The organism is Colwellia sp. KU-HH00111 (assembly GCF_040362745.1).
Lineage (GTDB): Bacteria > Pseudomonadota > Gammaproteobacteria > Enterobacterales > Alteromonadaceae > Colwellia.
The window spans coordinates 27,705-41,919 of record NZ_BAABWO010000006.1; the positions used below are offsets into that span (position 1 = coordinate 27,705).

General features: G+C 37.7%; 15 protein-coding genes. 2 read left to right on the forward strand and 13 right to left on the reverse strand.

Going from position 1 to position 14,215, the window contains the following annotated elements:
* Positions 1-518: 518 nt before the first annotated feature.
* Complete coding sequence (locus ABXG98_RS11955) at positions 519-947, reverse strand: hypothetical protein (protein ID WP_353538920.1); 429 nt, start codon at positions 945-947, stop codon at positions 519-521.
* Positions 948-1,313: 366 nt separating this feature from the next.
* On the opposite strand from ABXG98_RS11955, the gene ABXG98_RS11960 reads away from it, so the two are divergent.
* Positions 1,314-1,565, forward strand: coding sequence for a type II toxin-antitoxin system Phd/YefM family antitoxin (locus ABXG98_RS11960; RefSeq protein ID WP_353538921.1), 252 nt, complete (start codon positions 1,314-1,316; stop codon positions 1,563-1,565).
* Complete coding sequence (locus ABXG98_RS11965) at positions 1,562-1,822, forward strand: Txe/YoeB family addiction module toxin (RefSeq protein WP_353538922.1); 261 nt, start codon at positions 1,562-1,564, stop codon at positions 1,820-1,822. Before ABXG98_RS11960 ends, ABXG98_RS11965 begins: the two co-directional genes overlap by 4 nt.
* Positions 1,823-2,251: 429 nt before the next feature.
* Here the strand turns inward: ABXG98_RS11965 and ABXG98_RS11970 are convergent, their stop codons facing one another.
* The 12 genes from ABXG98_RS11970 to ABXG98_RS12025 form a co-directional block, all read right to left on the reverse strand.
* On the reverse strand, positions 2,252-3,238 hold the full coding sequence (locus tag ABXG98_RS11970; RefSeq protein ID WP_353538923.1) for an AgmX/PglI C-terminal domain-containing protein: 987 nt from the start codon (positions 3,236-3,238) through the stop codon (positions 2,252-2,254).
* Between the two features lie 3 nt (positions 3,239-3,241).
* Positions 3,242-3,778 (reverse strand): ExbD/TolR family protein, encoded by a 537-nt coding sequence (locus ABXG98_RS11975; protein ID WP_353538924.1) that lies wholly within the window; start codon positions 3,776-3,778, stop codon positions 3,242-3,244.
* The gene (locus ABXG98_RS11980; RefSeq protein ID WP_353538925.1) at positions 3,775-4,338 is read right to left on the reverse strand and encodes a biopolymer transporter ExbD; all 564 of its coding nucleotides are present in this window, start codon (positions 4,336-4,338) and stop codon (positions 3,775-3,777) included. The genes ABXG98_RS11975 and ABXG98_RS11980 overlap by 4 nt, the downstream gene beginning before the upstream one ends.
* Before the next feature lie 4 nt (positions 4,339-4,342).
* Positions 4,343-4,993 (reverse strand): MotA/TolQ/ExbB proton channel family protein, encoded by a 651-nt coding sequence (locus ABXG98_RS11985; protein ID WP_353538926.1) that lies wholly within the window; start codon positions 4,991-4,993, stop codon positions 4,343-4,345.
* A gap of 91 nt (positions 4,994-5,084) precedes the next feature.
* Entirely contained in the window at positions 5,085-5,444 is a 360-nt protein-coding gene (locus ABXG98_RS11990; RefSeq protein WP_353538927.1) for a hypothetical protein, read from the reverse strand.
* Position 5,445: 1 nt separating this feature from the next.
* On the reverse strand, positions 5,446-6,300 hold the full coding sequence (locus ABXG98_RS11995) for a tetratricopeptide repeat protein (protein WP_353538928.1): 855 nt from the start codon (positions 6,298-6,300) through the stop codon (positions 5,446-5,448).
* Positions 6,272-9,460: a tetratricopeptide repeat protein gene (locus ABXG98_RS12000; protein ID WP_353538929.1), complete on the reverse strand. Its 3,189-nt coding sequence runs from the start codon at positions 9,458-9,460 to the stop codon at positions 6,272-6,274. The genes ABXG98_RS11995 and ABXG98_RS12000 overlap by 29 nt, the downstream gene beginning before the upstream one ends.
* The gene (locus tag ABXG98_RS12005; protein ID WP_353538930.1) at positions 9,457-11,577 is read right to left on the reverse strand and encodes a tetratricopeptide repeat protein; all 2,121 of its coding nucleotides are present in this window, start codon (positions 11,575-11,577) and stop codon (positions 9,457-9,459) included. Before ABXG98_RS12005 ends, ABXG98_RS12000 begins: the two co-directional genes overlap by 4 nt.
* A gap of 4 nt (positions 11,578-11,581) precedes the next feature.
* A complete protein-coding gene (locus ABXG98_RS12010) occupies positions 11,582-12,280 on the reverse strand; it encodes a hypothetical protein (protein WP_353538931.1) in 699 nt (232 codons plus the stop codon).
* 26 nt (positions 12,281-12,306) lie between these two features.
* Positions 12,307-13,452 carry a DUF3570 domain-containing protein gene (locus ABXG98_RS12015; RefSeq protein WP_353538932.1) on the reverse strand — a complete coding sequence of 382 codons (1,146 nt, stop codon included), beginning with the start codon at positions 13,450-13,452 and terminating at the stop codon, positions 12,307-12,309.
* Complete coding sequence (locus ABXG98_RS12020; RefSeq protein WP_353538933.1) at positions 13,439-13,684, reverse strand: DUF4266 domain-containing protein; 246 nt, start codon at positions 13,682-13,684, stop codon at positions 13,439-13,441. Before ABXG98_RS12020 ends, ABXG98_RS12015 begins: the two co-directional genes overlap by 14 nt.
* Positions 13,685-13,686: 2 nt before the next feature.
* Positions 13,687-14,211: a peroxiredoxin family protein gene (locus tag ABXG98_RS12025; RefSeq protein ID WP_353538934.1), complete on the reverse strand. Its 525-nt coding sequence runs from the start codon at positions 14,209-14,211 to the stop codon at positions 13,687-13,689.
* Between the last annotated feature and the right edge of the window lie 4 nt (positions 14,212-14,215).

Here is a 14,215-nt window from a genome sequence, read left to right on the forward strand (position 1 = left end):
TAACAGCTTTATTAACAGGATACACTTCATGTTTTCCCACGAAGATTATCCTTCTTTCATAAATTTATAAAAATCTACACTACGCTAATTACCTAACTTCATCAATAACTTAATGCTAAACCCTTCGACTGCTTGATGAGTAAAAGATTGGTTACCCCCTTTTCTCAGCAGTTGGTATAATTCTGAACCAAATTGATGTTTATACAGTACAAAAACCAAATGAAATTATCATGGGTGGCTTATTTAATTACTTATTTAATTATTTTGCGCCCAAAACATTCACTGAGTGAGGATTTTATTTATAAGCGAAATATAGATGACAAAAAAGAGTTACGTGACGATATTGCTCAACTAAACTGAGTAATAGTAGGCAGACTCGGCTTTAAAAAAAACGACAAAAAAACACCGCAAAGAGACAACCCTCCGCAATTTTATTTACTTATAAAGAGTACACATCAACAACGGGCTTGTTCAACAACAGGATTAAGTTGCGGCAAGCGCAACCTATCCTTTATTTATTATGTGTCTCTATCCTGTTTTAACCAAGCATTATATTTTCTTTTGTTTTTGTATTTTACTTCTAACATATCAGCAGAAATCATTGCCTGGGCAAGTGTTACTGCTGCTTGACCACGCCTGTTTATATGCACATATTCATCATCACCTTGATCATGATGCTTGACTAAATTTCTAGTGCTATTTCTAACTTTACGAAATTTACCTCTAGATATTTTCTGGTGTCCTTCCGCTGCTAAATCGTAGTTAATTAACTCATGTATTAAGTTAAAAGGGTTCCTACCAAGCTTTGCATAAGCTAAAGCAGTAAATATTTCCTCAGCCGCACCAGCTAGAGTTAGGCAGGATATATACCTTCCATTTACTAGCATATCTATTGCATCTTCTAATTGCTCTTTAGCTAAATTTATTTTTTTACTATGGTTAGCCAATTAATACCTCATAACCGATAGATTGAATAGACACATAACAGCTTTATTAACAGGATACACTTCATGTTTAAACACTAAGTGTATCCTTCTTTCAAGAATTTATAAAAACCTACAATACGCTAATTACCTAATTTCATCAATAACTTAATGCCAAACCCTTCGACTGCTTGATGAGTAAAAGATTGGTTAACCCCTTTTCTCAGCAGTTGGTATAATTCTGAACCAAATTGATGTTTATACAGTGCAAAAACCAAATGAAATTATCATGGGTGGCTTATTTAATTATTTGTCCCTGTTTATTTGATTATTATGTGCCACCACGCTACCCTGTACAAATAAACGTACATGAACATTTTGGAGAACAACATGGATGCAATAAGCTACACCTCTGCAAGAGCTAATTTAGCAAACACAATGGCAAATGTTTGTAACGACCACGCACCAATTATTATTACCCGTAAAAGTGAAGAGCCTGTTGTGATGATGTCTTTAGAAGACTACAACGCAATGCAAGAAACTACATATTTACTTAGATCACCAGCTAATGCTAGAGATCTTTTAGAATCTATTGCAGAGCTTGAAACTGGCAATGGAACTGAAAGAGAACTTATTGAATGAAGCTAACTTTCTCAACTAAAGCTTGGGAGCAATACTTTTATTGGCAAACCACAGACAAAAAAACACTAAAGCGTATTAATTTACTCATTAAAGATATTCAAAGAACTCCCTACGAAGGTATTGGAAAACCAGAGCCACTAAAACATGGACTATCTGGATATTGGTCTCGTCGTATAAATGATGAGCATCGAATTGTTTATAAACAGAAAGACGACTCAATTCTAATTGCACAACTCCGCTACCATTACGGCACATAATAGCTTTATCTGCAGGATACACTTAATGTTTAAACACGAAGTGTATCCTGCTTTCAATAATTTATAAAAATCTACAAAACGTGAATTACCTCATTTCATCAATAACTTAATGCTAAGGACCTTAACTGATTGACGAGTGAAAGATTGGTTAAATCTTTTTTCAGCAGTTGGTAAAATCCTGAACCAATGTGATTTTTTATACCGTGCAAAAAATAAATAAAATTATCATGGGTGGCTTATTTTATTGTTTGTCAGAATGAATTCTAACCTACATTGTTGGGTTGATAACTTGTAACTGAACGAATTCTATCCTTGGTAGATTTTTGATGTTCTCTTTGTCAGAATAAATTCTAACCTATATTGTTGGGTTGATAACTTGTAACTGAACGAATGCTAACCTACATGGTGAAATATTCACTAGTAACACAATTAGCTCGGTAAAAAATCAATTGCCCAAATAGTTTTTACTACTCCTACATTCTCAGTAGGAAATGTAATTGAACGTATAATAACTAATAGTTGGCGTTCTAATTTGGGGTTATTTAGTTCACTTGACTTTATCGCAATGTTACTTACTTCACCACTTGCTTGTATTTCTATTTCAAATAACACTTTTCCCCGCAGAAATGGATTCTTCCTAAGAGCTCTATTGTAGCGTGCATATAGACGTGCTTTATGTGCTTCAAGGGTTTGTCGCAATGAAACTTCTGAGCGTTGTACGGTATTTGATGATGCTGTGCTTGCTTTAGCTACTGTATTCTCATTTGCTGGTTGGTCGGTATTTGCTAAAACCTCTTGGTCTGTCAAACGTATATTTTGGGTATTCCGTGTACTTAATTTATCACTTTTTATCAAGGTGGTTGCTTTGACTGCTGCTAATTTCTCCTTTTGTTTATTGATTTTAGCCGCTAATAATTTCCGCTTTATTTTCACTTCAGACGATTGCACTTTGGTTAATGTCGATTGATTGTTCGGTTTTATTTCAAAAGCTTCGCGCATGGCAAATAGTTCATCTTTCATTGCAGCTAATCCTGAGGTTTCGGCTTTTTTCTTCGCTAGCTGTTTTCTGGTTTTGAAAGGTAAAACGGCTGGTGCTTTAATTGGCTGCTCGGCACTTAACTTTTCTTGAGGTTTTTTCTTAACTTTTTCCGCTACTTTTTTGGCTAAAGGGATTTGCTTTTCTTTTAACATAATTCGAGCCAACTTTACTGGTACTTGTGTCTTGATCATTCGTGGAACCTCAGCTTGCTCTAACAAAGGTACTACGACAGCGACAACAAAATACAAGGCAAACAAGCCACTTAAAATTTGGTAAAACTTTTTATCTTGCTCACTCGGTTTCAATAATTCATAAAAATTATGAAAGCTGGTATTGTTTACAAAACTCACATGGCAAGGTAACGAGGTGGTGTTCATGCTTTACATTCCCTCTGGTGTACTTTTGGCGATTTGTTGCACCGCTAAAGACATATTTCTATAATCACTCTGTGCACAAGCAGCCATAATTTGTTTTAGCACTTGATATGGCACAGAAGCATCACCAATAATAGTAACCGCTCTCCCCTGCTCTAACTCTGCGTCAGTCAATTCTGGGCGTTTGTTAGCTAAATAGTTTAATTCGTTTTTTAGTGCTTCGATCAATAACTTATTATTGTCATCGGTTGTGGTATTGTCATTTAACGCTTTTTTTTGCTGCCACACAGCTCTTTCTTGCACTAAAACACGGCTGTTAAGCACTGTAATTAGCACGTTTTCACTGGGCAATTCTTCGGCAAGTGAAGCGGGTAAATGTATTTGTTTGGTGGTTTCTAATACACGTACTTCTGATTGATTGACAATGAGAAAAAACACCAAAATAGTGAATATATCCATTAAAGAGACTAAATTTAATTTAGATGTGCTACTAAAGCGTTTGTGGTGCTTGGCAAGTCTTTTGATTTTGAGTGACTGCTTCATAGCTTGTCTCCAACCGGCGCGCTTATATCGGCTTTTTGCTCTGTTGGTCTAGCAAATGACGCTTCAGGCGCATCGCCTAGCGATATTTCAGGGAATAACTCAGCATCAACTAAGTTTGCGGCAACAACCGCTTTAAATGATCTTACTGTGTCCATAGTAGTTACTATGGTTTGATAATCAATATCAGAGGCTAGCAAAAGCACAATGTCTTTTTTTTCAATAGCACTTTGCTGAAAGGTTAATTTTAAATCTTGTAAGTATTTAGATAACAGCAAAAAGTTGTAACCTTGCTCATTTTTTTCAAACCTCTTTAATAAAATACCACTAGGGTAATTTAGTTCAAAACCGGTTTTGCTTACAATTAACTCTAACACTTTAGGCTCAGCTATCGCTTGTTGATCTTGAGCTTGTGCTGCAATGGGCAGTTGTAGATTTAAAATACGCACTTGAGAAAAAACTACGCTTAAAAGTAATACCGGCACCAACACAATCATTAGGTTCATAAATGAAGTAATATCTAATTCTGCTGTTTGGGTATTAATGTTACGCCGACGTCTCATAACTTTAGCCTCGGTTAGCATCTACAGGTGCAAAAGACAAAGCATTGAGTAATTTAATACCCGCCATCTCTAATGAATCAACAATAGTGGCTGTTTTACTCATTAAACTGGTATGAAATAAAATTAATGGTATAGCAGTGATTAAACCAAACGCTGTGGTGTTCATCGCTACAGAAATACTTGATGATAATAAATTGGCCTTTTCAGCAGGGTCGGCATTGGCTACGGCAGAGAAAGCTGCAATTAGCCCCATAATGGTGCCAAGTAAGCCAAGTAAGGTTGCTATGTTGGCCAGCGTCGCTAAATAGGGAGTACGTTTTTCTAGACGCAACATATACTCCATAATGGTTTCTTCCATCGCGTATTCAACATCTTCTCGGCGTTTAACCAAAGATAAACGGGCAACACCAGAGGCTAATACGTCAAGCACAGGTGCAGAATTTGCTTTTGCTTGTTTACTTATTGCCTCAACATCACCTTGTTTTAAAGCTGCTTGTAATGAAACTAAGGCTTTTTGATTAGTGTTTAGTGCGGTACTTAAATATAACCAACGCTCTATGGTTATTGCTAAACCTATGACTAAAACCAAGGCAATTGGGTAAATGAATAAACCGCCGTTTTGTAAAAATGCAATAATGTTGTCGATGAAACTCATGTTTTTTTCCTTTTGTTGTGCGTTATTGAATATGCACTTTGTTAATAGCCCTAAGTGATTACACCTTAGTGTTTACTCAACTTGATTTAATCTATTTTTTCTCAGTAGTATCTGCTGCTTTACGCTGTTGTTCCTTCAATTTAATTAAACTTGCTTGATAAAAGCGTCTAGTTTGTTGTTTGAATGCTTTTGGGTTGATTGGTTTAAAGTGAGGCAAAACAATTTTTTGGTTGTCGCTATCAATGCTAATAGCGGTATCAATGTTTTGCCATGGCAAAATATAAATCACCTTGGGTTGCTCTTGTGAGCCTTTAACTTGGCTTTCTATCACTACAGGGGGCTGGTTTGCTGCGGCCGTTTTAACAAATAAAGCCCCTATAGGTAATGATATGGACAAAAGCGGCAAACATTTAACAATGTTAAGCAAAGATCCTCTGATGGTATATTTCATATTACTGCCCTTGATGCGCTGGCAAGTGTAAACCTGCACGTTTAATTTTAATAGCTAAGCCAGCTTGCCAGCGTTGAACTTGCTGATCATCCCCGTGGCTTGCTAAATAAGCACTGTAGTAAGGATAAGCTTCAAGCAGTTTTCCGCGATATAGCTCCAGTAAAATAGCCATATTTAATTGTGCTTGCGAATAACCAGGCCATATAGCTAATGCATTACTATAATATTGCTCCGCTTGTTGAAATTTTCCCTGCTGTTGAAGAAGCTCACCTTTGTAAAAGTGGGCATAGGGATTAAGTGAGTTTATTTGTATGGCTTTATCTAACCATAATTGTGCTTGTTCAAGTTGTTTAGCGCGCTGGTTATTATGTTGTTTATCCTCCTGTTTTGTCAGCTGATGGCTTTGTGCTATATGGATCAGTGCTTGATTTACATAACTGCCCGATAAATTAGGATGTTTTGAAATAACCTGCTGAAATAATGCAGTTGCTTGTGTCCACTTTTTTTGTGCCATCAATTGCCGCGCCTGTTGGTAAATATTAATCACCTCATTAGAGACCCCTTTCATTAAGTGCGCTTCTTGAGCAAGATAGGCATTTTTAGTCCCCGACAATAGCAATTTAGTGTGGTTAATCGATGGTGTTACTTGCGTGGTACGCTCTTGTTCGAAAAGAGGAAGCCCAACCAAATCGGCCAGCTCTTTGCTGAAACGTTTTAAATCATATTGTTTTTCATCGGTTGAGCTACAGCCTGAAATAAAAAACGTTAACACAAGCAGCAAACTGATAGAGTATTTGCTTAACGAGGGAAGATAACCCGATATAAATTTAATGTAAGGTAACAATTGCATCAACATTGTACTCCTTGTTCACTGTTTTGCTGTGCTGAACATTTCTATCGTATAAAGCCGGCTCTAACGTTGCTAATACAGCCAAACTTTTTTTAACCCAGTCATCATAAACATTTTGCCATGCACGTTGAGCATTGCTGATATGTATTTCAATTGCCTTTTCTTCAAAAGGGTATGCTATTTCTTCTAGTAACAATTGGTACTCTTCTAATGCGAGTTCATTTAAATTTTTCGGTCGCTGAGAAGCCAAAACATCGCTTGCTAATTGTCGATACATTTGTGCTAACTGATACGTTCCTTGCGGCACAAATTCAGCTAATTGAAATGAGAGTAATTGTTTAAAGTAACCAATCGCTAATTTCATCGCGTTTTTTTTACGTGCTAAACTTTTATTCAGTGGCAGTGTTAATTTACTTTGTTTAAAGGTTCGCTGATGTGCTTTGCCTAATGCTAACGCCGCAACAGATGCCAAATAGAGCGCACGAGGATTTGCTGTTGGTGTTGACGAGTTAAACTTTTGTTGATGGTATTTAATTAGCTTTCGATACCAATAATATTCTTTGTTGGGCTCTTGGGTTTGTACATAAAAGCTACTCATTTTGAAACGCACTTCTTGTGCGATATCAAAAGGCTCTGGATAGCTATGCGCGTACGTTCTAAAGGTGCTAATGGCGTTGGTTAAATCGCCTGCTTTCAAAAATAACTCTGCGGCAGTGTACAAAGCTTCTCGCTGTAATTCTGAAGACTTATTTTTAGTTAAAGCAACTATGGCTAAATATTGCTGAGCAGCCAATGTCCATTGCTGCAAGTTTTCATATGATTGTGCAAGTTTTGCCGGAATTGCGGCACTATACTGATGATTAGGATAGTGTTGCTGAAAAGTAATAAATATATCAATAGCTTGCTGCCATTGTTGTTCAGCAAATAATATATTTGCTGCATCAAACAATGCGTTAGCTCGATAATCTGATGCTGGTGTTTTACTCGCTAAACGTAAATAGTGCTCGACTGCCTGTAATGGTTGTGATGATACGACTTGTTGAGCCTGAAAATAAATACTTGCGCCTAATAACTGTCGCATTTCCAACCAAACGTCGCTATTTATCGCCATATAATTCAACGCTAAATCATAACCAGCTTCAGCTTGACGGTATTGGCCTTGTTGATACCAATAATTAGCTTGTAACTGACTGGCTATTTGAACTTCTTTACGTGCTTTTTTATTTAACTGAGCGGCAATAGCATTGTGCTTGATGGTGTTAGCTTTACGGATATTTACCCTGTCAGAATTTGTGTCTGTGATCACACCATGGGCTGATAAAATAAAGTTGCTATATTGTTGCAGCATTGGGTTGTTATTATGAGTAAATCCATATTGCGCTAGCTGTACGGCAAGTGTTAAGGATTTGTCGTCTGTTGGATATTGCGCCACATAGGCTTTATCTAAACGAATTTTAGTGAGTAACAACGCTTGTTCTATACTGTTATCCTCGCTATTAATCTCGCTATTAGCGTCACCGTTAGTGTTGGTCTTAGCCATACTATGTTCATTTTGGTGGTGTTTTGCCAGCATCGCCCGAATAGTTAACGGGGCGGCATAAGCGGCTTCTTTCCGTATTGCTTTTAACTGGTCGATATTTGTCGCCAAGGGTGCTGCTTTAGCCTGATAGGCAATGTATTCATAACTGTTTAAAGCTTGCTGGAAATGCTCTGCTTCAAAACTTGCGTCGGCGTATAATAGTTCATCGGCAAGTACACTTTGGCTTAATTGTAACTTTGTTGCTAGCGCAATGACCTGAGGGTGTTTTGCTAAAGAAAGATATATCCCTAACCAGTGAGCTGTATTTGCAAACGCATTAATTCTCGCTGCACCTTTTGCTAGTGACTGGGCTTGAGCATATAAGTACCTACTGTGCTGATAACTAAAAGTTAATAAATTGGGCAGAACTTCTTTTATTAATAAAGTGCTATTTACCCCTGTGGTGCTACTTGCAGCCATACCTTGTTGCCAAAACGCACTTTGTAAACCGTATTGTTGCACATAGTTAATTTTTAATTGACGGGCAGCTTGATGTTTTCCTTGTTGCTGATACAGGTCAATTAATGTCAGTGTAAACCTAGCAGCCCAAATATTATTCGGATCTAATTTAAAATAGGCTTGATATGTTAGTTCAGCGTCATAAGCTAGGCCATTTTTCAGTAGAAAATTGTATAGGTTGGTAAATAATGTATGGCGATATAAATGTAAAAATGTATCACCTTTATGACGTTTTTGATGGGCTTTAATTAAAGCCACTAAAGACTTCTCTCTATATTGTTGACTCAAAGAGACACTTAACACACGCTGAATATCATCAACTAAACTCGCATAACGACTATCGAGTTCAGAAAAACTAAACTTAGCTTGTTCAGGCGGTTCTTTTTGCTGCGCAACAATATAATCTAATAAGCTTAAAAATGTTTTATCTGCTTGAAAAAGACGGTTCATTTTAAACAGTGACCAACCCGACATGTAAGCACTGTTTACATAATATTTATCACTATCTTTTTCTTGTACCACCGCTTGATAAGCAGCCAACGCTTTAGAATAATATTGTAAGTTATAATAAATATCACCACGTCTAAATTGTAATTCTGCAGCGTAGTTACTGTTTGGATAGTTTGCTAAGAATAATTCTATTTGTGATAGGCTTTCTGCTAACTTTCCTTGTAAGCTTAATGCCTTAGCCAGCTGGTAGTGAATGTCTTCATTCTCTGCTCGATTACCAAAACGCGTTAATAACGCTTGATAAGATAACACCAAGTTCTGTAACGATTGCTGGCTTGCTTGAGTGGGTAATACTGATAAGTCTTGTTGTTCATAATCTTGTGCATCCATCTGAACTAATCGGTAAGCGATTTGGGTTCTTACTTCTTGATCAGGCTCTAAAGTTAAAATATTCTGATACAAGGCTGCGAGTTTTGTTGAACGTTGGGTATGGCTCAGCACATATTTACTCTGCTCACCAAGGACCGCTTGTTTGGACGTGTTGGCTAAATCACGTAAGTTCGGCTGTTTCATTACGCCTTGTTGCTCTAAAGCACTTTGACAAGAAGATACTAACATCAACATAATCCCTAACACAGAAAGCCTTTTAACCAGTGTATTTAGCAAAAACCACTTCATACTAGCTGCTCCTGCTTTTTGTGATAGCTCACCCCTAAGTTGATTGCGTTATCCTGTTCATCAACATTATGTTGCTCTGCCTTTTGCTTATCATTTATCAATATTAGCTCTAATATCGCAGCCATAGCTTTGCGTGTTGCGAGTAAATGTTGGCGCAATAGGTTTTGTTGCGTTTGAATATAATCCGATATTTTCTGGCGAGTTTTTAAGGTTACTTGGGCTTTTAATTGATTTAATTGTTTTGATAATGGCGCGATTTTATTTTCTAGCGTTGCCAATTGCTGACTAAAATCTAATAACGCTAATTCACTTACACCAACTGATAAGCTTTTCACTAAAAAATGAACTTTATTTTGTAATGTTTCAAGGTCTGCTAATGTGCTATTGAGTGCCTCCATTTGCTGTTGATGTTGCCAAGCTCGTTGTGGATATTGTCGATTTAATTGCCAAGCTAAAACCCCAGTGACTCGGGCTAAACGTTGTTGGTATTGCTCTACTTTGTTAAGCTCATTGTCACTATTTTGAGAAGCAATAGCTGTTACAAGTTGATTACTTCGCTTCATTCGTTCAAGTAACAATTGCTCTTCTTGGTTAGCAAAGGCAACGCCACTTTGTTTAGGTTCAGACAGCGCTGTTGTTAATTTATCTGCAATAACACGGCGTTTTTCAATCAGTTGTTGATATACCTCTTGGTTATTGTCGCTAATCTGTGATCGAGCTATACGCTGTTTTCTTTTCGTATTTAGCTGGATTGTTTGAGCAACCCAATGGCTTTTATGTTGAACTGCGTCTATTTTTTGTTGCAGGGTTGTCAGTTCAATAAGCTGCTGGTATAGGCTATTTACCGAAGCATCGGCCATCGCCTGTTGTAGCCAAACTAATTCAGGTTTTGCCAATGCATCATGCTGGCTACGTTCAGCTGTAGCATATGCCAGTAAATCAACGCTAGGTAAATAGGATGCTTCCAACTGTTTAAGGGTATTCATATGTTGTACAAAAAAGTGTTCAAGCGCTTGATACACTTGCAACCCTTGCGACAAACCATGTTGTCCTGTCGTTTGTTTACCCATTAACAGGCCCGCTTGCCAACCTAGGTTTGAAAATGGATATCGCTGATAGAATAAAGTAAGCAGTTTCAGTGCAATTGCATTCTTTTTGGTTTTCTGTGCGCTAAAAGCAAATAAAAATAATGCGGGTTCAGCATAAGGGCTATGTTGGGGAAACGTTTCTAGCTCAACAAAGGCTTTATTATAAGCTTGTTGCTTGACATAAACTTGTGCTAATAATAGCCGTGAATAAGCATTGATCGCTTGCTTTTGTATGCGTTCATCTATGCTTGCTGCTGGGGCTAACTCGTTATCTTGGCTAAAAAGTGTTTGCCAAAAATTTTGCTTGGGTGCTTGCCAATGACTACGCTTAAGCTCGGTTAAAATAGGGATAGCAGCGCTATCATCATTGACCTCAATAAGTCGCAAGGCCTTGTTTAATTGAATATACGGGGATTTATCTGCAACATTATGCACCGGTAAATCAATAACTTGCTTATTGGGCCTGTCATTAACTATAAGTATAGGCTGCACAATGGGCTTATTGGGCCAGTATGCAAACTGACTTAACAGATGATATTGCTGATAATTGCGCACCGTTATGCCAGAAACGGCCGCGTTTGGAATTTTGGCTAAAGTTTGTTGCGCTTGTAGCAATTCATTTTGCGCAAGTAATTGCTCAGTAAGAGCGAATAACGCCAGCACTAATAACTCGTTAGATTTTATTTTGGTTGCTAGATTAACCTTGTCAAAAGATAATAATGTTTGTTTGGCTTGTTCATTTAATCCCAAGTTAACTTGTAGTCCTGCTTCAAATAGTTGCGAGGTTTGCTCAAGCTTGCCTAAACGAGTTTTACCGACCCCAATGATATTCAATGCTGTAGAATAATCACCTTGAAAGTAGTGGTACAAGGCTTGTTGGTAAAACTTAGCATGTAAGTTAGTTTTAGCATGCGCTAGTTCGGCGCTATCATTAGTCAAAGCATAGCTTGTCGATGTCACCAAAATAGACAGGCAACATCCCAAATAAACACCTAACCGCAATACGGCAATAACAAATAACTTAATCACCGTATTATAACACCCATTGTTCAACTTCAAGCTGCGCTCGGTAGTTCAGCGTGTTATCAACTAGCTTTAACTCTATCATCACTGAATCATCTAATTTTTCAAAATTATGGGTTATTGCCCGTTTAATAGCGCGCCCCTCACTATCGGAACCAATAAAAATAGCCGTTAACTGGTGTGTGCCGGTTTTTAGGTTACCTAAATAAAGTTTCTGTATTCCCCCTTGCTCTAGCGCTATCCGCTGCCTATCGGTATACAAAAAACCAGCAACATCTTGTTCATTGATTTTAATTTCAACGCTATCTAGCTTAAAAAATCGGCCAATATCTACCGAGACAAAAATAGCTATTTGGGTACTTGCAGGAAATAATAAGTCTTCTTCGAGAATGAAAAGTTCGCGGTTCAGTTGTAGTACTTGTGATTTTAACTGCTCTATGGCTCTGCCTAACTCACTATTAGAATTATCTGACAAGCGCAACGATTGTTGATCCTCATTGTCGATTAAGGTTGGCTCATTTGACAAATTACTCGGTAAAGATTTACTGGGCTGATTGTTTAGTTGCTGAGAAGGGAAATGTTTAGCAACAGCCTCTTCCACATTTACGGCTTGAGCATAGCTTTGTTGCATCAAAAAAGTATGCGCAATTAGTATGGTAAATATAAACACAACATTGTTTATCCTAGCCAAAGAGTTAACGTTATTCATTTTGATTGCTGTCCATGTTGGTGATACTAAAAATAAACACTGAAAAATGCTCTTATGATGTGGGTAGAAAAACCATACAAAGGCTCTTCACCAACGGCTGCTTGTGCGGTAGGGTCTCTAAAATTTTTATAATTGAAAGTAATATAATCCCATTGAAGGGATGCTTCTGAGCGCCAACCTTTGATTGAAAGATGCTGAGGTATTAAATAAGTGACTCCTAGTCCTAGGGTAATATCGTTAAAGTCGCTCAATTCTTTGTCTCGTGCTAAATAATTTTGAGCATCTTGATAGGGAAATAAATCACTATAAAAACTCGCTTGATTTTGCTGGTAATAACGCAATTTCAAATCCAGCTCAAGTGTTTTACCAAGAGGATGTCTGTAACCCAACTCAATATCATTGGCATCAATTTGCCAACTATCAGTGAAGTAGCGGTAATGAAAAAAAAGTGCCGCACGATAAGGTAAGTAATAACTTGCCGAAAGTTTAGTTGAAAATGAATTACGGGTCTTTGGATAGACTTCTGATTGATAGCCAACCCCAGCTGGTATTGAGTTATCGATAAAACGCACCGTTCGATAGGGGTTATTTAAATAACCTTCATCTGCAATCGACTCAATATTAAATGCGATAGATAGGTTTGTTGTTAAAATCTGGTTAATGCCCGCGCGAACACGATACTGCTGACTTTGCTCTGCAAATACCTCATCACCATTGCGGCTAATATCATTATCACTAAAGCCAACGCCTAAACTTAACTGGGTCAAATCACCAAAAGTGTCATGAGAAAGGCTAAAATTGACAGATTTTGCTAAGTAATCGGCTTCATCACTTTGACCTATATTGAAAAACATCGTTGTTTTATCATATAAATACTCTAGCCCCAGCTGCCCTTCATGCCGCTCCTCTGAATAAGGGCTGGCAGTACTCATCACATCAACAGAGGCAGATGAAATAGTATCAACGTAATAATAAGCGGAAATGGCAACTGACTCGTTCACTTTTTTTCTTAATAAAATAGCAGGGCCATCTATGGTCATCCCACCGCCATCATAGCGATGATAAAGTACGTCGGCTCTATCTTGTTCTAAAACGCCAGCATGGCTAAAAAAAGCACATAGCGAAAAGATACATAAGCATAAAAAAAGGTTAAAACGATTAATTACAACCACAACCACCTCCTCCTGTGCCATCTGCACCTCTGGCTGATTCACGCGCATCAAAAACATGCGCGATGTGTTTGTTCGCAATAGGATGACGGTTGGTGCGCATGATTGGGTCGGCTAAAAATTGTCTCTGGTAGGGTTTAACCCAAGGCTCAATTGGTTGAGCACAACCAGTTAAGCCAAAAGCGCCAAGGATAAAAACAATAGATAAAACTCGACTAAAAGTGACTACTATCATTACTATTCCCTAATTAATGCTTTAATGACTTGCGCATACTTTTTTTCATAACCATCTTTATAGCCTCTAAAAACATGTCTAACGTGGCCACTTCTGCCGACTATCACGGTAGTTGGCATCGCTTGAACTTGGTAACTTGCTGAGACTTTATTATGGGCATCAAAAAATATCGGGAAACTTAAGTTAAGATCGGCCAAAAAATCTTGCCCGGCTTGATTTTCTTGTTCGACATTAATCCCCCAAACTGTAACTCCTAACGCCTTATATTTATTATGAAAAGTTTGTAGTACAGGCATTTCTTTTCGACATGGCGCACACCATGATGCCCAAAAGTTGAGTACCATAATTTGCCCACGCTGCTCTGCTAGACTAAGGTTTTTCCCTTGCGTGTTTTTTAAGGTGAAATCAGGGGCTAATTGACCTAGGTTTAATGCACGAACTTGCGAGCTGATTGCAAACAAAACAATGGCAATTACAAGGGTTAGCTTACGACTACTGTTATACTTACTTGATACTATATTTTTCATGATT

Bases quoted from the DNA above. Each gene is read 5' to 3' on its own strand.
- ABXG98_RS11965 (WP_353538922.1), top strand. From the start codon at position 1,562: ATGAAGCTAACTTTCTCAACTAAAGCTTGGGAGCAATACTTTTATTGG.
- ABXG98_RS12010 (WP_353538931.1), bottom strand. From the start codon at position 12,280: ATGAATAACGTTAACTCTTTGGCTAGGATAAACAATGTTGTGTTTATA.
- ABXG98_RS11995 (WP_353538928.1), bottom strand. From the start codon at position 6,300: ATGTTGATGCAATTGTTACCTTACATTAAATTTATATCGGGTTATCTT.
- ABXG98_RS11975 (WP_353538924.1), bottom strand. From the start codon at position 3,778: ATGAAGCAGTCACTCAAAATCAAAAGACTTGCCAAGCACCACAAACGC.
- ABXG98_RS11960 (WP_353538921.1), top strand. From the start codon at position 1,314: ATGGATGCAATAAGCTACACCTCTGCAAGAGCTAATTTAGCAAACACA.
- ABXG98_RS11985 (WP_353538926.1), bottom strand. From the start codon at position 4,993: ATGAGTTTCATCGACAACATTATTGCATTTTTACAAAACGGCGGTTTA.
- ABXG98_RS11970 (WP_353538923.1), bottom strand. From the start codon at position 3,238: ATGAACACCACCTCGTTACCTTGCCATGTGAGTTTTGTAAACAATACC.
- ABXG98_RS11980 (WP_353538925.1), bottom strand. From the start codon at position 4,338: ATGAGACGTCGGCGTAACATTAATACCCAAACAGCAGAATTAGATATT.
- ABXG98_RS11990 (WP_353538927.1), bottom strand. From the start codon at position 5,444: ATGAAATATACCATCAGAGGATCTTTGCTTAACATTGTTAAATGTTTG.
- ABXG98_RS12020 (WP_353538933.1), bottom strand. From the start codon at position 13,684: ATGATAGTAGTCACTTTTAGTCGAGTTTTATCTATTGTTTTTATCCTT.
- ABXG98_RS12025 (WP_353538934.1), bottom strand. From the start codon at position 14,211: ATGAAAAATATAGTATCAAGTAAGTATAACAGTAGTCGTAAGCTAACC.
- ABXG98_RS12000 (WP_353538929.1), bottom strand. From the start codon at position 9,460: ATGAAGTGGTTTTTGCTAAATACACTGGTTAAAAGGCTTTCTGTGTTA.